The sequence below is a fragment of the Janthinobacterium sp. GW821-FHT03C08 genome (genome assembly GCF_059420905.1).
In genome coordinates this window covers 332,004-357,361 of record NZ_JBWKUP010000002.1, presented here as the reverse complement: position 1 = coordinate 357,361, position 25,358 = coordinate 332,004, and the positions used below count along the sequence as shown (strand labels likewise).

At 63.1% G+C, this 25,358-nt stretch carries 16 protein-coding genes and 4 tRNA genes; 16 read left to right on the top strand and 4 right to left on the bottom strand.

Going from position 1 to position 25,358, the window contains the following annotated elements; all coding sequences use genetic code 11:
• Positions 1-8 precede the first annotated feature (8 nt).
• The 5 genes from AC07VL_RS03990 (at position 9) to kefC (ending at position 11,974) form a co-directional block, all read left to right on the top strand.
• Positions 9-3,608 carry an indolepyruvate ferredoxin oxidoreductase family protein gene (locus tag AC07VL_RS03990; RefSeq protein ID WP_494804683.1) on the top strand — a complete coding sequence of 1,200 codons (3,600 nt, stop codon included), beginning with the start codon at positions 9-11 and terminating at the stop codon, positions 3,606-3,608.
• Positions 3,609-3,760: 152 nt separating this feature from the next.
• The gene (locus tag AC07VL_RS03985) at positions 3,761-5,260 is read left to right on the top strand and encodes a S41 family peptidase (protein WP_494804682.1); all 1,500 of its coding nucleotides are present in this window, start codon (positions 3,761-3,763) and stop codon (positions 5,258-5,260) included.
• Positions 5,261-5,428: 168 nt separating this feature from the next.
• Positions 5,429-8,152: a TonB-dependent receptor plug domain-containing protein gene (locus AC07VL_RS03980; RefSeq protein WP_494804681.1), complete on the top strand. Its 2,724-nt coding sequence runs from the start codon at positions 5,429-5,431 to the stop codon at positions 8,150-8,152.
• Positions 8,153-8,278: 126 nt separating this feature from the next.
• The gene (locus AC07VL_RS03975; protein ID WP_494804680.1) at positions 8,279-10,069 is read left to right on the top strand and encodes a M14 family metallopeptidase; all 1,791 of its coding nucleotides are present in this window, start codon (positions 8,279-8,281) and stop codon (positions 10,067-10,069) included.
• Positions 10,070-10,153: 84 nt separating this feature from the next.
• Positions 10,154-11,974 (top strand): glutathione-regulated potassium-efflux system protein KefC, encoded by a 1,821-nt coding sequence (gene kefC, locus AC07VL_RS03970; RefSeq protein WP_494804679.1) that lies wholly within the window; start codon positions 10,154-10,156, stop codon positions 11,972-11,974.
• 83 nt (positions 11,975-12,057) lie between these two features.
• Here kefC and pepF read toward each other — a convergent pair whose 3' ends face one another.
• The 4 genes from pepF to AC07VL_RS03950 form a co-directional block, all read right to left on the bottom strand.
• Entirely contained in the window at positions 12,058-13,941 is a 1,884-nt protein-coding gene (gene pepF / locus AC07VL_RS03965) for an oligoendopeptidase F (protein ID WP_494804678.1), read from the bottom strand.
• 189 nt (positions 13,942-14,130) lie between these two features.
• Positions 14,131-15,066, bottom strand: a complete 936-nt coding sequence (gene ttcA / locus AC07VL_RS03960; RefSeq protein WP_290603241.1) for a tRNA 2-thiocytidine(32) synthetase TtcA — start codon at positions 15,064-15,066, stop codon at positions 14,131-14,133.
• A gap of 32 nt (positions 15,067-15,098) precedes the next feature.
• The gene (locus AC07VL_RS03955) at positions 15,099-15,497 is read right to left on the bottom strand and encodes a dihydroneopterin aldolase (RefSeq protein ID WP_092798596.1); all 399 of its coding nucleotides are present in this window, start codon (positions 15,495-15,497) and stop codon (positions 15,099-15,101) included.
• Between the two features lie 53 nt (positions 15,498-15,550).
• Positions 15,551-16,336, bottom strand: a complete 786-nt coding sequence (locus tag AC07VL_RS03950; RefSeq protein WP_494804677.1) for an SDR family oxidoreductase — start codon at positions 16,334-16,336, stop codon at positions 15,551-15,553.
• A gap of 85 nt (positions 16,337-16,421) precedes the next feature.
• Here AC07VL_RS03950 and AC07VL_RS03945 point away from each other — a divergent pair, with 85 nt between their 5' ends.
• From AC07VL_RS03945 to nusG, 11 genes are all read left to right on the top strand, one after another.
• The gene (locus AC07VL_RS03945) at positions 16,422-17,573 is read left to right on the top strand and encodes a class I SAM-dependent methyltransferase (RefSeq protein ID WP_494804676.1); all 1,152 of its coding nucleotides are present in this window, start codon (positions 16,422-16,424) and stop codon (positions 17,571-17,573) included.
• 139 nt (positions 17,574-17,712) lie between these two features.
• Positions 17,713-18,813, top strand: coding sequence for a J domain-containing protein (locus tag AC07VL_RS03940; protein ID WP_494804675.1), 1,101 nt, complete (start codon positions 17,713-17,715; stop codon positions 18,811-18,813).
• Positions 18,814-18,876: 63 nt separating this feature from the next.
• The gene (locus tag AC07VL_RS03935; protein ID WP_290603174.1) at positions 18,877-20,472 is read left to right on the top strand and encodes a DUF3369 domain-containing protein; all 1,596 of its coding nucleotides are present in this window, start codon (positions 18,877-18,879) and stop codon (positions 20,470-20,472) included.
• Positions 20,473-20,606: 134 nt separating this feature from the next.
• The gene (locus AC07VL_RS03930) at positions 20,607-22,253 is read left to right on the top strand and encodes a response regulator (protein ID WP_494804674.1); all 1,647 of its coding nucleotides are present in this window, start codon (positions 20,607-20,609) and stop codon (positions 22,251-22,253) included.
• A gap of 233 nt (positions 22,254-22,486) precedes the next feature.
• Positions 22,487-22,571 (top strand) — tRNA-Tyr (locus tag AC07VL_RS03925).
• 62 nt (positions 22,572-22,633) lie between these two features.
• Positions 22,634-22,707: transfer RNA gene (locus AC07VL_RS03920), tRNA-Gly, on the top strand.
• A 43-nt stretch (positions 22,708-22,750) separates the two neighbouring features.
• Positions 22,751-22,825 (top strand) — tRNA-Thr (locus AC07VL_RS03915).
• 88 nt (positions 22,826-22,913) lie between these two features.
• Positions 22,914-24,104 (top strand): elongation factor Tu, encoded by a 1,191-nt coding sequence (gene tuf / locus AC07VL_RS03910; RefSeq protein ID WP_100428800.1) that lies wholly within the window; start codon positions 22,914-22,916, stop codon positions 24,102-24,104.
• Between the two features lie 66 nt (positions 24,105-24,170).
• A tRNA-Trp gene (locus AC07VL_RS03905) sits at positions 24,171-24,246 on the top strand.
• A gap of 32 nt (positions 24,247-24,278) precedes the next feature.
• On the top strand, positions 24,279-24,662 hold the full coding sequence (secE, locus tag AC07VL_RS03900) for a preprotein translocase subunit SecE (RefSeq protein ID WP_010394308.1): 384 nt from the start codon (positions 24,279-24,281) through the stop codon (positions 24,660-24,662).
• Positions 24,662-25,288: a transcription termination/antitermination protein NusG gene (gene nusG, locus AC07VL_RS03895; RefSeq protein WP_076565135.1), complete on the top strand. Its 627-nt coding sequence runs from the start codon at positions 24,662-24,664 to the stop codon at positions 25,286-25,288. Before secE ends, nusG begins: the two co-directional genes overlap by 1 nt.
• The last annotated feature ends 70 nt before the right edge of the window (positions 25,289-25,358 follow it).

The following is a 25,358-nucleotide window of genomic DNA, read 5'->3' as shown; positions in this document are numbered from 1 at the left end:
GACAAGTAATGAATGCACCAATCAAGGGCTCGAGTCTTGAGCCGGGCGCGCACGCGTCCGAAATTTCCCTGAACGACAAATACACGCTGGAGCGCGGCCGCGCCTTCATGACGGGCACGCAGGCGCTGATCCGCCTGCCCATGCTGCAGCGCGAGCGCGACCTCAAGGCTGGCCTGAATACGGCCGGCTACATCACCGGCTACCGCGGTTCGCCTGTGACGTCCGTCGACATGACGGCGATCAAGGCCAAGAAATATCTCGATGAACACCACGTCAAGTTCCACCCGGGCCTGAACGAAGACCTGGCCGCCACGGCCGTCTGGGGCACGCAGCAAACGAATCTGTTCGAAGACGCGAAATACGACGGCGTGTTCGGCATGTGGTACGGCAAGGGGCCCGGCGTCGACCGCTGCGGCGACGTCTTCAAGCACGCCAACAACGCCGGTTCCGCCAAGCATGGCGGCGTGCTGGTACTGGCCGGCGACGACCATGCGGCGAAATCCTCGTCCACGGCACACCAGTCCGACCATATCCTGAACGCCTGCGGCATCCCCGTGCTGTACCCCTCGTCGGTGCAGGAATACATCGACTACGGCTTGCACGCCTGGGCCATGAGCCGCTACACGGGGCTATGGGTGTCGATGAAATGCGTGACCGACATCATCGAGTCGGGCGCCGCCGTCGATTTCGACCCGGACCGCGTGCAGATCACCCTGCCGACGGACTTCGAGATGCCGGCCGGTGGCCTGAACATCCGCTGGCCCGACACGGTGCTGGAACAAGAAGTGCGCATGAACAGCTACAAATGGTATGCGGCACTGGCGTATGCGCGTGCCAACAAGCTCAACAAGATCATCTGGGACAGCCCGAAGGCGCGCATCGGCATCATCACGGCCGGCAAATCCTACCTGGACACGCGCCAGGCGCTGGCGGATCTGGGCATCGACGAGCAGACGGCGTCCGACATCGGCATCCGCCTGTACAAGATCGGCATGACCTGGCCGCTGGAAGCGGACGGCGTGCACGAATTCGCCAAGGGCCTCGATGAAATCCTCGTGGTGGAAGAAAAGCGCCAGATCCTCGAATACGCGCTGAAGGAAGAGTTGTACAACCTCAAGGACGGCGAACGTCCGCGCGTGGTCGGCAAGTTCGACGACACGGGCGAGTGGAGCAACCAGAAGGGCACGGGCCACGGCGACTGGCTGCTGCCGGCCACGTATGAGCTGAACCCGGCCATGATCGCCCGCGCGATCGCCAGCCGCATTTCGCGCTACTACGCGGGCCACCCCGTCGAGCAGCGCGTGAAGGAACGCATCGCCTACCTGGAAGCGAAGGAAAACGTCCTCAAGGCCATCAGCGTGAAACCCGATCCGCAGAAGGACCGCACGCCGTTCTTCTGCTCCGGTTGCCCGCACAATACCTCGACCAAGGTGCCGGAAGGCTCGCGCGCGCTGGCCGGCATCGGCTGCCACTACATGGTGCTGTGGATGGACCGCGAAACGTCGACCTTTACCCACATGGGCGCCGAAGGCGTCACCTGGGTGGGGCAGGCGCCGTTCACGAATGAAAAGCACGTGTTTACCAATCTCGGTGACGGCACGTATTTCCACTCGGGCATCCTGGCCATCCGCGCCGCCGTCTCGGCCAAGGTCAACATCACCTACAAGATTCTGTTCAACGATGCGGTGGCCATGACGGGCGGCCAGGAATTCGACGGGCCATTATCTCCGGCCATCATTTCGCGCCAGATCGCCGCCGAAGGCGTCGGCCCCATCATCGTCGTCACGGACGAGCCGGAAAAATACCCGTCCGACTACGCCTGGGCGGAAGGCGTCACCGTGCGCCACCGTTCGGAACTGATGGACGTGCAGCGCGAACTGCGCGACATGCCGGGCGTGTCGGCCATGATCTACGACCAGACCTGCGCCTCGGAAAAACGCCGCCGCCGGAAACGCAATGAGTATCCGGACCCGGCCAAGCGCGCCGTCATCAACGAAGCCGTCTGCGAAGGCTGCGGCGACTGCTCCGTGCAGTCGAACTGCCTGTCGGTGGAACCGCTGGAAACGGAACTGGGGCGCAAGCGCCAGATCAACCAGTCGTCCTGCAACAAGGATTTCTCGTGCACGACGGGTTTCTGCCCCAGCTTCGTGACGGTGGAAGGCGGCGGCCTGAAAAAGCCGAAGAAGGCGGCTGCCGCCGACAAGGATGCGCCAGCCGTGCCGGCCTTGCCGACGCCAGCGATTCCCTCGACGGCCGAACCGTTCGGCATCCTGGTGACCGGCATCGGCGGCACGGGCGTCGTCACCGTCGGCCAGATCCTGGCCATGGCGGCCCACGTGGAAGGCAAGGGCTGTTCCGTGCTGGACATGAGCGGCCTGGCGCAGAAGGGCGGCCCGGTCATGTCCCACGTGCGCCTGGCGGACCGCCAGGAAGACATCCATTCGACGCGCGTCGGCACGGGTGCGGCGGACCTCGTGATCGGCTGCGACCTGATCGTCACGGCCAGCCGCGACGCCCTGTCGCGCATGGGAGAAGGCCGCAGCTGGGCCATGATCAACTCGACCAGCTCGTCGACGGCTGCCTTCGTGAAGAACCCGGACTGGCAGTTCCCCGGCGCTTCGGCGCGCATGGAAATCGAAAAGGCCTGCGGCGCGGACCACGTGGACTTCATCGACGCGGGGCAGATCGCCACGGCGCTGATGGGCGACTCCATCGCCACGAACATGTTCATGCTGGGCTACGCCTGGCAAAAGGGCAAGGTGCCGCTGTCGGAGGCATCCATCATGAAGGCCATCGACTTGAACAACGTCTCCGTGGCGTTCAACAAGGCGGCCTTCAACTGGGGCCGCGCCGGCGCGCACGATACGGCCAGCCTGGTGCGCATGACGACGCCCGCCAAGGTGGTGGAATTCAAGCGCATCGAAACGCTCGACGACCTGATCGAAAAGCGCGTCGCCCTGCTGACGGCTTACCAGGACCGCGCCTATGCGCAGCAGTACCTGGACTTCGTCGGCCAGGTACGCGCCGCCGAAAGCGCCCTGAATGGCCCGCACCTGCGCCTGACGGAAGCCGTGGCCCGCTACTTCTACAAGCTGATGGCCTACAAGGACGAGTACGAGGTGGCGCGCCTGTACACGGACGGCGCCTTCCAGGCGAAGATCGCGTCCATGTTCGAAGGCGACATCAAGCTCAAGTTCCACCTGGCGCCGCCCATCATGGCGAAGACCGACGCCCAGGGCCACCTGGTCAAAAAGGAATTCGGCCCGTGGATGATGAAGGCCTTCGGCGTGCTGGCCAAGTTCAAGGGCTTGCGCGGCACGGCCTTCGACGTGTTCGGCCATACGGCCGAGCGCAAGATGGAGCGCGCGCTGATCGCGGAATACCGCGCGACGGTGGGCGGCTTGCTGCCGAAGCTGACGACGGCCAAGCTGGCGCAAGCCGTGGCCATTGCCAGCATCCCGGAAGATATCCGCGGCTATGGCCACGTGAAGGAGCGTCATCTGAAGGCGGCGAAGGAGAAGGAAGCCAGTTTGCTGATCGCCTTCAATGCCCCCCCGCCGCTGCCGTCGGCGACGGCCGCCGCCCCGGTGGCGGTCACGCTGGCCTGATGCTGCAGGCGCAAATGTCCGCATTTGCATGAAGCAATGAAATGGCGCCTGCGGGCGCCATTTTTTCATGTTCTTTTCAATACCGTAATGGGCAACTATTTTTCCAAAAGGTACTATAATTTCCTGATAGTTTCTTTATGGAAAAGATTGTGATGACAACCCGTTATTCCGCTGCCTGTTTGCCCGTAGTGCTGGCGCCCCTGTTCATGCTGTTAAGCGCCTGCGGCGGTGGTGGAGGCGGTGGCGAAAGCAGCACGCCTGCCGGCTCGGACGGCAGCGGCACGCCCCTGATCGTGGCCTCGTCCAGCGTGCAGAACCTGTGCGAAAAGCCCCGCAGCGGCAATGCGACGGACCGGCAAGGCACCTTGCTCAACGAACAGACGTGGGTGCGCAGCTGGATCGATGAAACGTATCTGTGGTACCAGGAAGTGCCGACGACCTATCTGCCGCAGAATTTCGCTACCCCGATCGCGTATTTCAACGTGCTCAAGACGCCTGTCATCACGCCTTCGGGCAAGGCCAAGGATCAATACCATTTCACCTATACGACGGCGGAATGGGAAGCGTCGCTGAAAGGCGTCGAGTTCGGCTATGGCATGCTGCTGGGCATAGGCCGCAACACGCCGCCGCGCAATGCCGTGGTGGCGATTGTCGAGCCGGGTTCGCCCGCGGCCCTGGCCGGGCTGCGCCGCGGCGACGTGCTGCAGGCCGTCGATGGCGTCGATTTCATCAATGCCACGGGCACGGACAATGTCGCCGTCATCAACGGGGGCCTGTCGCCTGCCACGCAGGTGAACCACAAGCTGGACTTCAGCCGGGACGGCCAGCCGCTGAGCGCGACCTTGATGCCCGTCAACGTCAATACGACGGCCGTGCAAAACCAGCGCATCATCGATACGCCCACGGGCAAGGTCGGCTACCTGACCTTCAATACGCATAACAATGTTGCCGAGCGCCAGTTGATTGATGCGATGCGGCAATTCCAGGTGGCCGGCATCAGCGACCTGGTACTCGATGTGCGCTACAACGGCGGCGGCTTGCTCGATATCGCCAGCGAACTGGCCTACATGATTGCCGGACCGCAAACGACCGGCAAGACCTTCGAGCAACTGGTCTTCAATGACAAGACGAAAGCGGCGACACCCTCGCTATTCCTGTCGCGCAGCGTCGGTTTCGCGGCCCCCAATCCCGTCGGCGCCGGCCAGGCCCTGCCGACCCTGGGCCTCAAGCGCGTCACCCTGCTGACCACGGGCAGTACCTGTTCGGCCAGCGAATCGATCATCAATGGCTTGCGCGGCGTCGACGTGGAAGTCAACCTCATCGGTGACACCACCTGCGGCAAGCCCTACGGTTTCTATCCGACGCCCAACTGCGGCACCACCTATTTTGCCATCCAGTTCAAGGGCGTCAACGCCAAGGGCTTTGGCGACTATGCCGATGGCCTGCCGCCCACCTGCAGCGTGGCGGACGATTACCAGCATGCGCTGGGCGATACGTCCGAAGGCATGCTGGCGGCTGCGCTGCAGTACCGCAGCAATGGCAATTGCACCCCGACGACGGGCGCCATGAGGCTGCTGGGCACGCTGGAAAGCCCGGCCGAAGTCGCCCGGCGCGTGTTGCGGCCCCAATATAAGGAAATTGCCGTCAGATAGGCATAACGGAGCATGTTCTGCTGCACGCCGCACCGGGAACGGTGCGGTTTTCTCCTGTGAAATATTTCTATATAACAATATGGTATATAGAAAGACGAATCGATTCGTTCTGTAATTACTTGCATTTTGATATCTTTTGGCTTTTCTTCCTCCTTGAGAAGCGTAAAGATGCCTAGACAATTCAAGTTAACCCCGCTCAGCATTGCCGTACTGGCCATCCTGGGCGGTTCCGCCAGCGTGGCGCAGGCACAATCTGCCGCGCCGGCTGCTGAGGGCCAGGCCGACACCGGCGCCCACTCGGTTGTCGTGACCGGTTCGCGGATTCCCCGCGCCAGCCTGGAAGGACCGTCGCCCGTCACCATCCTGACCGGCGATGAAATCACCAGGCAAGGCTACAAAAACGTCTATGACGCCCTGAGCAACCAGGTGCAGAACAGCGGCTTTACGCAAGGCGAAGACTTCGGCAATACTTTCACGCCGTCGGCCAACACCATCAGCCTGCGGGGCCTGGGTCCGAATCACACCTTGATCCTGCTCAACGGCCGCCGCCTGGCCGATTTCCCCGTCGCCTACGAAGGCACGGTGAACTTCACCAACCTGGCGAATATCCCGTCGAGCATCGTCGACCGCATCGAAATCCTCAACGGCGGCGCCTCCGCCATCTATGGTTCGGACGCGATCGCCGGCGTGATCAACGTGATCCTGAAAAAACAGACGGAAGGCTTTGACATCAACCTCAAGGCGGGTACCACCACGCGCGGCGGCGGCGGCAACCAGCGCGTGCAGCTGACGGGCGGCGGCAACTTCGACAAGCTGCATACCCTGTTCAGCGTGGAGCTGAGCCAGCGCGATCCGCTGTCCAGCCTGGAGCGTGACTTCATGTCCACCCGCTCGGGCACGCCGACGAACATCGCCTCGCGCCGCGTGGTGCAGTCGGGCACGTCCGGCACCTACGTGGACCTGGGCGACACCTGCAAGCAGTTCGGCGACCTGTTCGGCGGCAGCGTCGTGAAATACCAGGCGAAGAACGGCAGCTATTGCGCCAGCCCGAAAGTGGGCCCGACCTACTGGACCACGCAGACCAAGAACCAGAGCCAGAACGTGTTCGGCAGCGCCAATTACGAGTTGTTGCCGGAAACGACGCTGTTTGCCGATTTCCTGATCGGCAAGAACGCGACGGAAAACAATACGCGCGGCCCCACCTGGACCTCGGCGTCGACGGGCAACAGCTACTTCAAGAACCAGAACACGGGCAATTACGAGGCGTGGACGCGCTACATCTCGCCCGAGGAAATGGGCGGCGTATCGCGCTACAACCGCAAGTGGGACGACCTGGCCACCGCCATCTCGCTGGGCGCCAAGGGCCGCATTCCCGGCACGGCATCGTGGCAGTATGAAGCCAACTACAACGCTTCGCTGTACAAGAGCGAAAGCCACACGCCGCGCGCGCTGGCCAATATCGACAGCTTCTTCCTGGGACCGAAACTGGGCACGGATGCGAATGGCGTGGCCATCTACGCGCCGGACCCGGCCCGTTTGTCGCGCCGCCTGACCGCTGCCGAGTTCGACAGCATCACGGGCAATGCCGACAGCGACGACAAGGCCTGGACGAATACCCTGAGCCTGGCCACCAACGGCGACCTGTTCCAGCTGCCGGCCGGCGTGGCGAAGATCGCCACCATCGCCGAGGCGGGCAAGCAGGGTTTCAGCAACGTGCCCGATGCGCGCCTCAACGAGGGCTACTTCAACGTCGCCACCAAGTCCGACATCACGGCCGGCACGCGCACGCGCTACGCGCTGGGCGCCGAAGTCAACCTGCCGCTGCATGACAAGCTGACGGGCACCCTGGCCGGCCGCTACGACCGCTACAACTTTGCCGGCCGCAGCGATGGCAAGTTCACCTATAACGGCGGGCTGGAGCTGCGTCCGACGAAGGAAGTGCTGTTCCGCGCCAACTACGCCACCAGCTTCCGCGCGCCGGACATGAACTACATTTACAAGGCGCGCGGCACGGGTTACTACTCGAGCACCACCGACTACTACCGTTGCGGCGCCGCCGGACAGGCCATCGAGGACTGCGACTACGCGAATAAATCGCCGGGCGCCGACTATGTGCAGAACGGCAGCAAGGACCTGCAGTCGGAGAAGGGAAAGTCGTTTGGCGTGGGTGCCGTCTGGTCGCCGAGTGCCAGCTTCGACGTCTCCGTCGACTACTGGAACATCAAGATCGACGACCTGGTGACCAACCTGAGCGCCGACAAGATCCTGCGCGACGAAGCCGATTGCCGCCTCGGCAAGACCGACATCACGTCGCCGACCTGCGTCGATACCCTGAACCGCGTGGAACGCTTTGCCGCGAATGCCTTGAACCGCGCCGGCGAGATCAAGACCATCACCGTCAATCCGATCAATGCGGCCAAGCAGAGCACCAGCGGCGTCGACATCAGCCTGAAGTATTTGCTGCGCACGACGGACTATGGCCGCTTCGCCTTCAAGGCCAACTATGCCAAGGTGCTGAGCAAGAAGTCGCAGCAGTTCGTGGGCGACGAAGAGATCGACGAGCTGAAGGACATGAGCAGCACGGATTGGCCGGACAAGCTGAACCTGAGCGTCAACTGGAGCGCAGGCGACTGGTCGAACACCTTGCTGGTGACGCGCTACGGCAAGATCCCGAACAGTGCCGGCACGGCCTACCTGACGCCGACGGCCCTGGCCAACATCAGCACCGTGTACCGCATCAGCGACCGCGCCACCCTGTCGCTGATCATCAACAACGTCCTCGATACGGTCAAGCGCGACAACAGCGGCGGCTGGCCGTACTACCCGATCGGCAATTACAGCCCGCAAGGCCGCCAGGGATGGATCGAATTTAATTATCATTTCGGTTCATAACTCACGCTCGCCAGAGCAAAGCCGGGACAGCACACGCTGTGCCGGCTTTTTTATTTTTCGCCGCGGTTTTACGCGCGTCACCGCCCTATAATTGCCCGCTTGTCCTCTCTCGATGGAGCCCGTCCCATGCTACGCCACGCCCTGCTGTCCGCCGCCTTGTTGTCCACCTATGCTTTGCCTGCCTGCGCCGCTTCGCCGTTGACCACGGTGGCCGAACGCTCGGGCTTTTTGCAGACGGGCCGCTACGCGGAGGTGGAAGCGCTGTGCCGCCAGTTCCAGGCCCGCTATCCGAAGCAGGTGCGCTGCGTGGAGTTTGGCCGCACGCCGGAAAACCGGCCCATGCTGGCGCTGGCCGTGAGCAACACGGGCGCCCTGACGGCGGCCGAGGCGGCGCGCCGCAAGCTGCCCGTGCTGCTGGTCCAGGGCGGCATCCACGCGGGCGAGATCGACGGCAAGGACGCCGGTTTCCTGGCTCTGCGCGAAGTCCTGGAAGGCAAGGCGGCGCCGGGCGCGCTGGACAAGCAGGTGCTGCTGTTCGTGCCCGTGTTTAACGTCGATGGCCACGAGCGCTACGGCCAGTGGAACCGGCCGAACCAGCGCGGTCCCGTGGAAATGGGCTGGCGCAGCACGGCGCAGAACTACAACTTGAACCGCGACTACGTGAAGGCGGATTCCCCGGAGATGCAGCACATGCTGGCGCTGGTGAACGCCTGGGACCCGCTGGCCTATGTCGACCTGCACGTCACCGATGGCGCACAGTTCGAGCCGGACATCTCGATCCAGGTCGAACCCGTGCATGCGGGCGATCCTGCCTTGCGCGTGGCCGGCACGGCCCTGCGCGACAACGTCCTGGCCGACCTGGCGCGGCAGGGCTCGGACCCGAAGCCGTTCTATATCTCGTTCGCGGAAGAAGACAACCCGCAGTCGGGCTTTGTCGACTCGGCGCCGAACCCGCGCTTCTCGCACGGCTATTTCCTGCTGCGCAACCGCTTCGGCATGCTGGTGGAGACCCATTCGTGGAAGGATTATCCGACCCGCGTGCGCATCACGCGCAACACCATCGTCTCGCTGCTGTCGCAAGTGGCCCGGCATGGCGCGCAGTGGCGGCAGCTTGCGCTCGACGCGGACCAGCGCGCCGCGCAGCTGGCCGGCGCCACCTTGCCGCTCACGTACAAGACCACGGAGAAGAGCCACCTGATCGCGTTTCGCGGCTATGCCTACACGCGCACGCCATCCGACATTTCCGGCGCGCTGATGACGCGCTATGACGAGACCACGCCGCAGCTGTGGACCGTGCCCCTGCGCGACGAGATCGTGCCCGACCTGCAGCAGGCCGCGCCGAAGGCCGGCTACCTGGTGCCGGCCGCACAGGCGGGCATGGTGGCGGCCAAGCTGCGCCAGCATGGCGTCGCTTACCAGGTGCTGGCCACAGCCTGGGGCCGGCAGCCGGTACAGGCCTTCCGCGCCACGCAGGTGACATTCGGCGCGCAGTCGTTCGAGGGCCGGCAGACGGCGGCCGTGCAGGGCGAGTGGCGGGACGAGGCGCGCGTGATCGGCGCCGGCGCCCTGTACGTGCCCGTCAACCAGGCCAAGGCGCGCCTAGTGGTGGCCCTGCTGGAGCCGCGCGCGCCCGATTCCCTGCTGGCCTGGGGCAGTTTCAACACGGCCTTCGAGCGCAAGGAATACATGGAGGCCTATGTGGCCGAGGACGTGGCGCGCGCCCAGCTGGCGGCCGACCCGGCGCTGGCGGCGCAGTTCCACCAGAAGCTGGCCGATGATCCGGCGTTTGCGAAAAGCCCGCAGGCGCGCCTGGAATTCTTTGCCCGCCGCCACAGTTCGTGGGACGAGCGCCTGAACCTGTATCCGGTGCTGCGCACGGACGTGGCGCCCGGCGCCGCCGCGCCATCCGCCCAATAAGCGACACTTCCCGGCCCGGGACAAACCCGGGCCGGGCATTTCAGGCATGATGTCGTTTCATCCACATCTCTGCCCGGAACCCGCATGGAACACCACAGCTTTCTCATCAACATACTGTTTTACCTGGTGGCCGCCATCATCCTGGTGCCGCTGGCCAAGCGCCTGGGCATGGGCGCCGTGCTGGGCTACCTGGTGGCCGGCGTCGTCATCGGGCCGTGGGGCCTGGGCCTGATCAAGAATGTCGAGGTGATCCTCAGCTTCTCCGAGTTCGGCGTCGTGCTGCTGCTGTTCCTGATCGGCCTGGAGCTGGAGCCGAAGCGTCTGTGGCTGCTGCGCCGCCCGATTTTCGGCTGGGGCGGGGCGCAGGTGGCCGTCGTCAGCGCGGGACTGTGCGCCGTGGCCATGGCATTCGGCGTGGACTGGCGCACGGCGCTGGTGGGTGGACTGGGCCTGTCGCTGTCGTCGACGGCCATCGTGCTGGCCACCCTGGGCGAACGCAAGCTGATGAGCACTCCAGCCGGTTCCGCCGGCTTTTCCATCCTGCTGTTCCAGGATATCGCCGCCATTCCCATGATCGCGCTGGTGCCGCTGCTGGGCGGCCTGGTCACGCATGGGGGCGAACCGGGCTGGCTGCGCGTGGCCAAGCTGGCCGCCGTGCTGGCCGCCCTCGTGATCGGCGGGCGCTTCCTGGTGAACCCCATCCTGCGCTTCATCGCCAGGACGGACTTGCGTGAGATCTTCACGGCCTTTGCCCTGCTGCTGGTGATCGCCATCTGCGTGCTGATGGAATCGGTGGGCCTGTCGATGGCGCTGGGGACGTTTGTCGCCGGCGTGCTGCTGGCCGATTCCGAATACCGCCATGAGCTCATTTCCGACCTGGAACCGTTCAAGGGCCTGCTGCTGGGCCTGTTTTTCATGGCCGTCGGCATGTCCGTCGATTTCGGCGTGCTGCGCGCCCAGCCGCTGCTGATCCTGGCCCTCGTGGCGGGCCTGCTGGCGGTGAAGATCGCCCTGCTGTATGTGTTGTCGAAGTTTTTCGACATTCCCCGCGGCCAGCAGCTGTTCTTCGCGCTGCTGCTGTCGCAGGGCGGCGAGTTCGCCTTCGTCGTGTTTGCCGCCGCCGTGGCCGCCCACGTCTTTGCGCCGGAGACGGGCGCCCTGCTGGTCGTCGTCGTCACCGTGTCGATGGTGGCCACGCCCTTGCTGCTGCTGGCGCACGACAAATTTGTCGCGCCGCGCCTGCAAGGCGAGAAGAAGCGCCGCCCGGACGACCATATCGAGGCGCAGGATAACCCCATCGTCATCGCCGGCTTTGGCCGCTTTGGGCAGATCATCGGCCGCCTGCTGGCGGCCAACAAGATCGGCGTGACGGTGCTCGACCACGATCCGGACCAGATCGAGTTGCTGCGCAAGTTCGGCTTCAAGGTGTTTTATGGCGATGCCACGCGCGTGGACCTGCTGGTGGCGGCCGGCATCGAGAAGGCCAGGGCGCTGGTGATTGCCATCGACAATGTGGACGACAGCCTGGCGCTGGTCGACGCCGTGCGCCTGCGCCTGCCCCAACTGACGATCCTGGCGCGGGCGCGCAACGTCACGCATTACTATGAACTGATGAAGCGGGGCGTGACCATCATCGAGCGCGAGACGTTCGCCGCGGCCCTGCTGCTGGGTGAGCAAACCTTGCGCCAGGTGGGCTTCAGCGAGGAGCGGGCGCAGCGCGCGGCCGGCATCTTCCGTGCGCATAACCTGAAGACCTTGCTGGAAGTGGCGCCGCACTTCCAGGACCAGCAAAAAGTCATGTCGCTCACGCGCCAGGCGCGCGAGGAGCTGGAAGACATGTTCGAGAGCGATGCGGCGGCGTTTGCGGCAGCGGAAACGCCGGGGTCAGACCCTCAACACCGTTAACGCAGAGCGCTGAATTAACGTTACCGGGGGGGGGGGGGGCTGACCCCAGCCTTCGCTTGGGGTTGCGTCGGCTTGCAAGCGGCTTACTTCCCCCGCTTCGCTTCAATCGCCTCGATCTGGTCCATGATGCCGTTCATGCGCGCCACGAGCGCCTGGTACGGTTTCGGCGAGGCCAGGTCGACGCCGGCCGCCTTCACCAGTTCATACGGATAGGCCGAGCCGCCGGAACCGAGCATCTTCAGGTAGGCGGCCAGGGTGCCCGGTTCCTTGTCGAGGATGCGCTGCGCGAAATCCTGCGCGGCGGCGATCGAGGTGGCGTACTGGAACACATAGAAGCCGTGATAAAAATGCGGCACGTAGGCCCATTCCAGCGCGTAGGCGGGGTCGATGGTCATGACGCCCTGCGCCTCGCCATGGTAGCGCTTGAGGATGCCGGCGTAGATGGCCGTGATCTCTTCGCCCGTCAGCGATTCTCCTTTATCCACCTTGCCGTGAACGGCTGCCTCGAATTCGGCGAACATGGCCTGGCGGAAGAAGGTGCCGCGCAGGTTTTCCAGCGCCGCGCCCAGGTACAGCAGGCGCTCGTCGTCATCCTTGGCCTGTTTCAGGCGCGCGTCGAGCAGCAGGGCCTCATTGGTGGTCGAGGCGATTTCCGCGACAAAGATGCTGTACGGCGCATAGATGGACGGCTGCGCCTTGTTGGCCAGCACCGAGTGCATGGCGTGGCCCCATTCGTGCGTCAGGGTGCTGACGGCTTCGTAGTTGTCCGTGTAGTTCAGCAGCACGAACGGGTGCACGTCGTACGCGTCGCCATTCATGTAGGCGCCCGCCACCTTGCGCGGGCGCGGATACACATCCATCCAGCGCGCGTTGACGGCGGACGTCAGCGCGCTCACATAGTCGGGGCCCAGCGGCGCGACGGAATCGAGCATCATCTGCTTGCCTTCGGCCAGCGGGAACGTGCGCTCGCTTTTCAGCAGCGGCGCATAGATGTCGTAATACGCCAGGTCCTTGACGCCCAGCATGCGCGCGCGCAGCTTGAAGTAGCGGTGCAAGGTGGGCAGGTTGGCGTTGGTCTGCGCGATCAGGGTCTGGTAGACGGCCGGCGGCAAGTTGTCGGCGTCGAGCGCGGCGCTTTGCGAATCGGCATAGTGGCGCACCTTCGCGTAGGCGGCGTCCGTCTTCAGCTGGCCGTACAGGGTTTCGCCAAAGGTGCGCTCGTACTCCTTCCACTTGCCGAAGAAGGCATCGAACACCCGCTTGCGGTCATCGCGGTTGTCGTCGCCGCGGTACTTGGTGTAGGCCGCCTGGTCGAGGCGTACCTCCGTGCCATTCGACAATTTGATGGTTGGCCACGGGATTTCCGCGTTGGCCAGGGTGCGGTAGACGCTGGCGGCCGAGCTTGTCGCCAGGCCGAACTGCGCCACCAGCTGCTCGCCGGCAGCGTCCAGCGTGTGCGGCGCGCTGCGCAGCATGTTGCTCAACTGGAAACGATATAACTGCAAGCCCTTGTCTTTCGCCAGCATGGCATCGATGCGCCTGGCGCCCAGGGCGAGGATTTCCGGCTGCAGGAAGGTGGTGGCCTGGTTGAATTCATTGCCCAGCAGGGCGGCACGCTGGTTCAGCTGGTTGCCCTTGCTGTCGCCCGTGTCCTGGTCGTAATACTGTCCCGCATACGTGTACAGCATGTTGACGCGCTTGCGCGCATCCGCGTACAGGTCCAGGCAGCTTTTCAGGCGGGCCGGCGAAGCGCTCAGCTGCCCTTTGCAGGTGGCCAGCTGCTGCAGCTGGGCCGACAGCTTTTTCGCGTCGGCATCGAAGGCGGCGTCGCTGGCATACAGCGCCGTCAAATCCCAGCGGTCGGCCTGCCTGTCGGCGGGCGCGGGGGCCGGTGCGGCGAAGGCGGTGGCGAGGCTGAGGGCAAGCAGGGAGAACAGCAGGGGGCGCTTGAGCGCGGATGGCGTCATGGTTCATTCCAGTGAGGTTGTCGGAAGAATGCGTGCTGACCGCCGGGCAGGGATGCGCGCGTGACACACCGCGTACCGGCAGAGTTGTCTACGGTACATCAAATGAAGGGAGGGGGAAAGAGGCAGGGGGAAGATACTGCCCGCCACCGTGATGGTGGCGGCGAAACAACACGGGCTTACAACAGTGGATTACAACGGTTGCAGGGGGATCGTGCCGAAGGTGGTCGGCGTCGAGCACGGCTCTTCGTCGAAGGCGATGTCGCCCATCGGATTGGCCACGCCATCGGCCTTCAAGTCCTTGAAGCCGAACAGTTTCGGGTCCATCAGGTGCGATGGGGCCACGTTCGACAGGGCCGAGAAGATGCTTTCCACGCGGCCAGGGAATTTCTTGTCCCATTCGCGCATCAAGCCCTTGATCTGCTTGCGCTGCAGGTTTTCCTGCGAACCGCACAGGTCGCACGGGATGATGGGGAAGCCCTTCACTTCCGCATAGCGCTGCGTGTCTTCTTCCTTTACATAGGCCATCGGGCGGATGACGATGTGCTTGCCGTCATCGGATTGCAGCTTGGCGGGCATGCCTTTCAACTTTCCGCCGAAGAACATATTCAGGAAGAAAGTTTCCAGAATGTCATCGCGGTGGTGGCCCAGGGCGATCTTGTTGGCGCCCAGCTCGTCGGCCACGCGGTACAGGATGCCGCGGCGCAGGCGCGAGCACAGCGAGCACGTCGTCTTGCCTTCCGGAATCAGGCGCTTGACGATGCTGTAGGTATCCTGGTTTTCGATGTGGAACGCCACGCCCAGTTCCGTCAAGTAGGCGGGCAGGATTTCCGGCGGGAAGTTCGGCTGCTTCTGGTCCAGGTTGACGGCGACGATATCGAAGTGGATGGGCGCGCGCTCGCGCAGGGTCATCAGGATGTCCAGCAGGGCGTAGCTATCCTTGCCGCCCGACAGGCACACCATCACCTTGTCGCCGTCTTCGATCATATTGAAGTCGCCGATGGCCTGGCCCACGAGGCGGCACAAGCGCTTGTGCAGCTTGTTGTTTTCCAGGGCGATCTTTTCCGCCTTCTTGCGCGCCAGTTTCTGCGCGTCCACGTTGGCGGGAATCTCCACGGCCGTTGTCATTGTTTCCAGCACTGCGGTGTTGTTCATGTTGCTCATACTTCATCCTTGATCTTGAATACTTCCACGCCCACGCCTTCGCAGTCGGGATACACGTCCGGTTTCATGCTCGACACGCGGGCTGCACGCACGCGCGGGTGCGACAGCATGGCCGCCAGCACGTCGTCAACCAGGCTTTCCTGCAGCTGCACGTGGCCTTGCGCCATGCGTTTGGCGATGGTTTCGCGCATGAAGTCATAGTCGACCACTTCTTCCAGCTGGTCATCCTTCGGCGTCGACAGGGCCAGGGGAATGTACAGGTCGACGTTGATGAGGACGCGCTGCTCGCCCTTTTTCTCGAAGTCATAGACACCGATGTTGATGAGCACTTCGTAATTGCGCAGGAACAGGCGGCGGCAATCGGCCAGGCGGGGGTGGAACAGGGCGGACGACATAGTTTTACCTTATAGGGGATGCTGGAATGCTGGTTGTTTGGTCTGGCTGCTGATTATTTGGTCAAAAACATGACGTCGCGGGGCAGGCCGATCAGGTGCTGGCCGCCATCCACGAGCAAGGTCGTGCCCGTCAGCGCGCGGGCGCCGGCCACGTAACAGACGCAATCGGCCACATCCTCGGGCGTGCTGGAACGGCCCAGCGGCGTGTTTTCATGCGCCTTGGCAAAGTTCGCTGCCGTCTGCTCGCCGGAGACCATGGTGATGCCGGGGGCAATGCCCACCACGCGCACTTTCGGCGCCAGCGCCTGGGCCAGCATGGTGGTCGCCGACAGCAGCGCCGCCTTGGACAGGGTGTACGACAAAAAATCAGGATTGAGATTGTACAGTTTTTGATCCAGCAAGTTGATGACCACGGCTTGCCCGCCTGCCGGGGTGGCATGGTACAGGGCTTGCGCCAGCAGGATGGGCGCGGCCAGGTTGGCGTGCATGTGGGCGTCCAGGGCGCCGGCGGAGAACGTGCCGGCATTGTCGTATGCAAACAACGATGCGTTGTTCACGACACAAGTCACGGCCCCAAGTTCCGCCTGCACCTGCGGCAGCAGCTGGCGCACGGCCACTTCCTGGGCCAGGTCGCAGGGGAAGGCGTGGGCGCGCCGGCCCAGCGCGATAATTTCCGCGACGAGGCTGAGCGCTTCATCGTGCGACGCGCGGTAATGCACGGCAATATCCCAGCCGTCGCGCGCCAGGCCCAGGGCGATGGCGCGGCCGATGCGGCGTGCGGCGCCCGTGACGAGGGCGACGCGGGGTGTGCTGTGTGGCGATGTCGATGCTGGTGTCATGTCTTTACTGTGTCGAGGTGTGGAGTGAGCGGGCTTGCCGTGGCCGGTACTGGCGGCCTGCGCCGCCGATTCGCTACAATACGGTATGTCTCTTCCCGTACCCGATAGCGACGCGCTGGCCGCGTCCCATGCCTTGCAGCACCAGATTGCCGCCGAAATCGCGCGCAACGACGGCGCCATTCCCTTTGTCCGTTTCATGGAGTTGGCGCTGTATGCGCCTGACCTCGGCTATTACAGCGGCGGTGCCGCCAAGCTGGGCAAAGATGGCGATTTTACAACCGCACCGGAAATTTCGCCCCTGTTCGGCGCCACCCTGGCCCACGTGGCAGCCGCTATTATGGCGCAAACGGCCCCGCGCATCCTCGAATTCGGCGCCGGCACGGGCAAGCTGGCCTGCGACATCCTGACGGAAGCGGCGCATGCCGGCATCCATATCGAACAGTATGCGATCGTCGAATTGTCCGGCGAATTGCGCGCGCGCCAGGAGCTGGCGCTGGCCGCCTTCCCGCAAGTGGTGTGGCTCGACGGTTTCCCTGACAGTTTCGACGGCGCCGTGTTCGGCAATGAAGTGCTCGATGCCATGCCCGTCAATCTGATCAGCAAGACGCCCGCCGGCTGGTGCGAACTCGACGTCAGCATCGCCGATGGCCAGTTCGTCTTTGTCGAGCGGCCCGCCGGTGCAGACGTGGCGGCGCAGATCGCCGCCCAGATCCCCGATGCCGATGCCTTGCCTGTCGGCTACGTCACGGAAATCCACGGCGTCGCCAGCGGCTTCATGCGTTCGCTGGCGCGCATGCTGATGGCCGGCAAGGGCGGCGCGGCCGTGCTGTTCGACTACGGTTTTCCTGCGCACGAGTATTACCTGGACTTGCGCGCCACGGGCACCCTGATGTGCCATTACCGCCACCATGCCCATGCGGAACCGTTTTATCTGCCCGGCTTGCAGGACATCACGGCCCACGTCGACTTCACGGCCATGGCCGTGGTGGCGCAGGAGGCGGGTCTCGACGTGCTGGCTTATATGAACCAGGCCACCTTCCTGCTGGGCGCCGGCATCGGCGACTTGCTGCTGCGCACGGACCCGCAAGAGGTCAAGACCTACCTGCCGCAGGCCAGCGCCGTGCAGAAACTGCTGTCACCGGCCGAGATGGGCGAGCTGTTCAAGGTGCTGGTGGTGGGCCACCAGGTGGAACTGCCGGAAGCCCTGTTGTCGGGCGACCGCAGCCACCGGCTCTGATATCAAGGCAGGGCATGAACGCCCTGCAATTTCCTGTCGGCCGGTGGTTATTATCTTGTCATATCGTATATGATGACCGATACAGCACGGTTCCATCCTGCAAGAACCCGTCGCCGCGCACCGATTTCAAGATAGAACGATGGGAAAGATACATACACACTATGACAACCTGAAAGTGGCGCGCCTGGCGCCGCAGGAAGTCATACGTGCCGCGTACAAGGCCCTCAGCCAGAAATACCATCCCGACAAGAATCCCGGCGACGAGAAGGCCGCGCGCATCATGGCTATCCTCAACAGTGCCTATGGCACCCTGTCCGATCCGCAGCGCCGCAAGGAGCATGACGAGTGGATTGCCGCCGAGGAGTGGGAAATCGAATGGCTGGAAAGCACCCATCACGAAGAAGGCAAGCCCAAGGATGGCCGACAGAAAGGTCATGCCCCGCAGCATGAACAGGCCTGGGCGCAGGACGTGCCGCCCCCCACGGGCAAGCAGCGGCGCGGCCAGGCACCCATCTGGCGCAACTGGCGCTGGTGGCTGAGCCTGGTGGTTTGTTTGCTGCTGGGCTGGCTGGGTGCCTTGCTGATGCTCGATACGTCCCGGCCGATGCCTTCCGCGCTGGCATTGGCCTGGAGCGGCCTGGCGCGCGATGGCGCCAAACCGCAGCCGCAGCCGGAGCCGGCAGCACCAGGCGCCGGCGCCTTGCTGCCGCCGTCCAAGGGGGAGGCCGTGGCCATCGACAGCTGGGCGGTGGGCAAGCCGTATGCGGCCGAACCCGCGCAGGCCAAGGCGCCCGAGATCCGCGTGCTGGCCGTCTCCCAGCTGAGCCTGAAAGCCACCCGGCCCGTCTGCGATGGCGCGGCCCAGGCCGAGTCCGCGGCGCTGGTGGCGCCGAATGGCGAGCCATGGCCGGCGCAATCGGGGTATGTGGATGGATTTCCGATCAGTAACAAGGGCGAAGAGCTGGCTGTCACGCTCGACAACAGCGCCAATGCGGCGCCCGTGTTCGTCAAGCTGTATGACCTGGAACGGCGCTCGAACGTGCGCTACCTGTACATCCTGGCCAATGACAAATTGACGGTGGAGCATCTTGGCGCGGGCAAGTATGAGGTGCGCTACCAGACCGTCGGACCGGGCCAGGACAGTTGCGGCGTCAAGCCGCTGAGTGCTGCGCCCGCGCCTGCATCGGCACCGGCCAGCGGCGAGGGTGGCACGCAGAATCCAGTTGTAAGCAGCATCTAATCTGATTATGCTTGACAGGCGTCAAAGCAGCGTCCACATCGACCTTATCCATTAGGAGTATTCATGACCGACATCAAAGCCGATGCAGATGATAACTGGCTGCTCGACGAGGATGAGCCGGTGGCGAGTCCTGCGGGACTGGCGGCACCCGACCAGCGCCTGTGGCGCGTCCTGATTGTCGATGATGACGTCGATGTGCATGCGGTCACGCGGCTGGCGCTGCGCAATGTCAGCTTCAAGGGCCGCGAGCTGGAACTGTTTTCCGCCTACAGCGGCCGCGAAGCGTATGAGATCCTGCGCGACACGCCCGATATCGCCCTGGTGCTGCTCGACGTGGTGATGGAAACGGATGACGCGGGCCTGATCCTCGCCAAGCGCATCCGCGCCGACCTGAACAACTCCATCGTGCGCGTCGTGCTGCGCACGGGCCAGCCGGGCCAGGCGCCCGAGCAGCGCGTCATCATCGAGTACGACATCAACGATTACAAGGCCAAGACGGAGCTGACGACGCAGAAGCTGTTTACGACCGTGATTTCGGCCCTGCGCGCCTACGAGAGCCTGATGATGCTCGAACGCAGCCGCATCGGCCTGGGCAAGATCCTCGCCGGCGCCACCAATCTGTATCAGATCCATTCCCTGCGCGAATTCGCCTCGGGCGTGCTGAACCAGGTCAGCGCCATCCTCGACGTGGGCGCCGACGGCGTGCTGTGCCTGATGCAGGGCGGCGCGGGGCGGCCCGAGGTGGTGGCCGCCACGGGCACGTATGCCGTGCTGGCCGAATCGGAAGCCATGCCGGCCGACCATGCCCTCACGCCCACCATCGACAAGGCGTTTGCGGAAAAGCGCAGCCAGTTCGAGCATCCGGCCAACGTGCTGTTCATCCATACCGAAGGCAACCGCGAGCTGGCCATCTCCGTCACGCCGCCGTGGCCGCTGGCGCAGATCCAGCGCGACCTGCTGGAAGTGTTTTGCCAGCGCATCGCCGCCGCCTTCGACAATCTGTACATGTTCGGCCAGCTGCGCAAGGCGCAGGAAGCGACCGTGGTGGCCTTGGCCGACCTGGCCGAATTCCGCGACAGCGACACGGGCGGCCATGTGCGGCGCGTGCAGCAATTGTCCGACGCCATCGCCCGCCGCATGCAGCAGCGCGGCGTGTATGCCGATGAACTCACGCCGCAGCTGCTCGACATGATCGGCCTGGCCAGCATCCTGCACGACGTGGGCAAGGTGGCCACGCCGGACGCTGTGCTGCTCAAGCCCGGCAAGCACACGGACGAGGAGCGGGCGCAGATGCAGCTGCACGCCAGCGTCGGGCGCACCATCCTGGAGCGGGCGGCGAACATGGTCGACGGCGTCAGCTACCTCACCTACGGCGCGCAGATCGCGGGCGGCCACCATGAGCATTTCGATGGTGCCGGCTATCCGCATGGCCTGAAAGGGCGCGACATACCCGTGGCCGCGCGCATCGTTGCCGTGGTCGACGTGTTTGACGCGCTGCTGCACGAGCGGCCGTACAAGGAACCGTGGCCGTACCCGCAGGTGCGCGAGTACATCGAGCAGCGCCGCGGCAGCCAGTTCGATCCGGAAGTGGTGGCCGCACTGCTTGACCTGATCGACCACGAGCCGCAACTGTGGCATCCGGAGCGCGCCATCGCCTGATTTCCGGCTTTTCCGGGCCAGTTTCCGCCCCGCGCCATTCCCTTGCGCGCGGCGCCGGCATATACTCGGCAGCCTCATGCCGGCTGGCGCCACGCACCAGTGTGGTGCGCCGCGGAGTTTTCGGACATCACGACATGAAAGAACTCAAGGGTCTCAGCGCGCTGATCATCGAGCCGCATCCGGGCATGCGCGCCAGCCTGCACAATATGCTCAACCTGTGCGGCCTGGCGAAGATCGACGACGCCGCCAGTTCGGGCCAGGCGATCCGCATGCTGGGCAGCAAATCCTATGACCTGATCCTGTGCGAGTACGATCTCGAAGGGGGGCAGGATGGCCAGCAGATGCTGGAAGACTTGCGCCACCACAAGCTGATGCATGCGTCGACCATGTTCTTCATGGTGACGGGCGAAGGCAGTTTCGCCAAGGTGGTCAGCGCCGTCGAGCTGTTGCCTACCGATTACATCCTGAAACCGTTTACTGCTGACAACATGCTCGAGCGCATAGCCCGCGCGCTGGACAAGCGCAACGCCTTCGTGCCCGTGTATGCCTTGATCGACGTGGGCAACGAGCGCGCGGCCATCGCCGCCTGCGCCGAGGGCGCCAGCCTGTATCCCCGCTATGCCACGGATTTCCTGCGCCTGCGCGCCGAGCTGCATCTGCTGCTGGGCGAGGCGGCCGATGCCGAGCCGATCTATGCGGCCTTGTATGCGTCCAAGGCTATCGGCTGGGCGCGCCTGGGCCAGGCCAAGACGCAGTTCCTGCTCGGCGAGTACGACGTGGCGCAAGGCACCCTGGAAGGATTGCTGGAAAACAACAAGCGCTTTCTCGACGCGTATGACTGGCTGGCCCGCACGCATCTGGCGCAAGGCAAGCCGGCGCTGGCGCAGGCAGCCCTGAGCGAAGCGGTGGCCCTGTCACCGCACGCCGTGCGCCGTCTGCGCCGCCTGGGCGAGGCGGCCCTGGCGGCCGACGATATCGAGACGGCGGAAAAAGCCCTGAAGCTGGTGGTCAGCAAGGCCAAGTATTCCGAATTCCGCGATCCGGAAGACCATGTGCGCCTGGTGCAGACCCTCGTGCGCAAGGGCGATCCGCTGCAGGCGGGGGCCATCATCCGCGACCTCGACAAGTCGATGGGCGGGCAGAAGAACGCGGAGCTGTGCAGCGCCCTGTGCAGCGCCATGCTGCATGCGCAGACGGGCAACGAGGAGCGGCTGCAGCAGTCGCTCGACGCGGCCCTGGCCGCCAACCGCCACAGCGTGGGCGGCTCGAACATGCTCAAGACGGAGCTGGCGCGCCACTGCCTGGCGCATGGGCGCGAAGACGGCGCCGCCGAGGTGATGCGCGAGGTCATGCGCAATGCACCCGACAGCGCCGCCATGACACGTGCCATGGCCGTGTTTGAGCGGGCGGGGCAGGAGGAGCTGGCCAAGGCGCTGGCGCGGCAAAGCCGGCAGGAAGTGGTCGACATGGTGGCGGCCGGCGCCGCAAAGGCGGGGCAGGGCGACTTCCGCGGCGCCGTCGAGCTGATGGGCGAAGCCGTCACGCGCCTGCCCGACAATCCGCAAGTGGTGTTCAACGCGGCCGTGGCCGTGCTGAAATGCCTGGAGCACGAAGGCTGGGACGAGCGCATGGGACAGCAGGCGCTGACCTTGATTGCCGGCGTGCGCCGCCTGGATCCGCGTAATCCCAAATTACCAGTACTGTCGGGCCTGCATCAGCAGTTGTTGCGTAAATATAAGCCCCATGGGACTTCCTGGATGCATCCGCCCGATGCCCGGTAAAGGGGAGCAATGCGGGGCAAATGACGGAAAAATGCGGCTTGCAAGCAGGGGCGATAAAAAAAATACGAAAAAAGACGACTTTTTCGCGCCAACCCTTGCACATTCTCAAATCGGGAGCTTATAATCACGCCCCGAAGCAGCCAACTTCTTCTTTATAAGCAAATGCAGCAGTCGGGCATCAGTAAATAAGGTTGACAGTTGTGAGTAGATGCTTCATACTCTGCGGTTCCCGCGGAGGGGTGGCCGAGTGGTTAAAGGCGACAGACTGTAAATCTGTTCTCTATGAGTACGCTGGTTCGAATCCAGCCCCCTCCACCAAGTTTTTGCAAGGAAAACTGGGTAGTAGCAAAAGTAAGTGAAGATAATGTGAACGATACCTCGCGGGTGTAGCTCAATGGTAGAGCAGAAGCCTTCCAAGCTTACGACGAGGGTTCGATTCCCTTCACCCGCTCCAGTTTCCGTTCAGATGCTTGATGCATCGCATGCAACAAATTACAGCCCTTGTAGCTCAGTGGTAGAGCACTCCCTTGGTAAGGGAGAGGCCACGTGTTCGATCCACGTCAAGGGCACCAGAATTCGCAGCAGGCAGCACAGAAGCAATTCAAACCAGACCGTCGGGCGTGTGCCTGAGCAATCTAATCAAATCATTAGGAGTTCAAAATGGCAAAAGGTAAATTCGAACGGACCAAGCCGCACGTCAACGTCGGCACCATCGGCCACGTCGACCACGGTAAAACCACGCTGACCGCTGCAATCGCAACGGTTCTGTCGAAGAAATTCGGCGGCGAAGCCAAAGCATACGACCAGATCGATGCGGCTCCAGAAGAAAAAGCGCGCGGTATCACGATCAACACCGCCCACGTCGAGTACGAAACGGAAACCCGTCACTACGCTCACGTTGACTGCCCAGGCCACGCCGACTACATCAAGAACATGATTACCGGTGCCGCGCAGATGGACGGCGCGATCCTGGTGTGCTCCGCAGCTGACGGTCCAATGCCACAGACCCGCGAACACATCCTGCTGGCCCGCCAAGTTGGCGTTCCATACATCATCGTGTTCCTGAACAAGTGCGACCTGGTCGACGACGCAGAGCTGCTGGAACTGGTTGAAATGGAAGTGCGCGAGCTGTTGTCGAAGTACGAATTCCCAGGCGACGACCTGCCAATCATCAAAGGTTCGGCACGTATGGCGCTGGAAGGCAAAGAAGGCGAAATGGGCGTGGACGCAGTGCTGCGTCTGGCCGATGCCCTGGATGCTTACATCCCAACGCCAGAGCGCGCTGTTGACGGTGCCTTCCTGATGCCAGTGGAAGACGTGTTCTCGATCTCGGGTCGCGGTACCGTAGTAACCGGTCGTATCGAGCGCGGCATCATCAAGGTCGGCGAAGAGATCGAAATCGTCGGCATCACCGATACCGTCAAAACGACTTGCACCGGCGTGGAAATGTTCCGCAAGCTGCTGGATCAAGGTCAAGCAGGCGACAACGTTGGTCTGCTGCTGCGCGGCACCAAGCGTGAAGACGTGCAACGTGGTCAAGTTCTGGCCAAGCCAGGCTCGATCAAGCCACACGCCCACTTCACCGGCGAGATCTATGTTCTGTCGAAAGACGAAGGCGGCCGTCATACGCCATTCTTCAACAACTACCGTCCACAGTTCTACTTCCGCACGACGGACGTAACTGGTTCGATCGAGTTGCCAGCAGACAAAGAAATGGTTATGCCAGGCGATAACGTGTCGATCACCGTCAAGCTGATCAACCCGATCGCGATGGAAGAAGGTCTGCGCTTCGCTATCCGTGAAGGCGGTCGTACCGTCGGCGCCGGCGTGGTTGCAAAAATCCTCGCATAAGGAAATGTTATGCTTCCACCCGGGGCGTCCTGGGTGGTAGAATAGCACTCCTCGAAAGTTTTACGTAGGGACGTAGCTCAATTGGCAGAGCGTCGGTCTCCAAAACCGAAGGTTGGGGGTTCGATGCCCTCCGTCCCTGCCACCGTCAAGGTGCAGGGCACCGAAAGTAGAAAAATGTCAAATCAATCCGTGCAAACCGTTAGCACGTCGAGTGACAAGATAAAAGTCGCGCTGGCAATAGTGGCTGCGATTGCAGGAGTAGTCGGGTTTTATTACCTGGCAGGCCAACCAGCTCTGGTGCGTGCAAGCGCGCTTGTGGCTGGTTTGGTTATTGCTGTTGCGCTCTTGTATGTCTCGACGACCGGCCGTGAATTTCTCAATTTCGCCAAAGAAGCCGTGCGCGAAACCAAGAAAGTCGTTTGGCCTACCCGCAAAGAAGCCACGCAGATCACTGCGATCGTGTTTGCCTTTGTGTTGGTCATGGCGATTTTCCTGTGGGGTACGGATAAATTGCTCGAGTTTTTGTTGTATGACGTAATTCTGGGTTGGAAAAAATAATGAGCGAAAATGTGCATGATGAAGCGGCGGACGAATCCGTTCCGGGCGACGCTCCGGTAGCGGATACTGGTGCAGCGCTGAGCGTGCCAGTGAGCAGCAAGCGCTGGTATGTCGTGCATGCTTATTCCGGCATGGAAAAAAGCGTCATGCGCGCACTGACTGAGCGCATCGAGCGCGCGGGCATGCAAGACCAGTTCGGCCAGATCCTCGTGCCGATCGAAGAAGTTGTCGAAGTCAAGAATGGCGTGAAGTCCGTCACCGAACGTCGTTTCTATCCTGGCTATGTGCTGGTGGAAATGGAAATGACGGACGAGAGCTGGCACTTGGTCAAGAACACCAGCAAGGTTACCGGTTTCATCGGTGGCAAATCGAACAAGCCGACGCCGATCTCCGCGCGCGAAATCGATGCCATCATGCGCCAGATGCAGGAAGGTGTTGAAAAGCCCCGTCCGAAGACCTTGTACGAAGTGGGCGAGCAAGTGCGCATCAAGGATGGTCCGTTCACCGATTTCAACGGCAATGTCGAAGAGGTCAATTACGAGAAATCCAAAGTGCGCGTCTCGGTCACCATTTTCGGTCGCGCCACCCCGGTGGAACTCGAATTCGGCCAGGTCGAAAAAGTTTAAGTCTGTATCAAGCGCCACCAGGAGCGTTGCAGTTGTCTCAGCAAAATCCGGTCAGAGGAGCCCCGCCAGG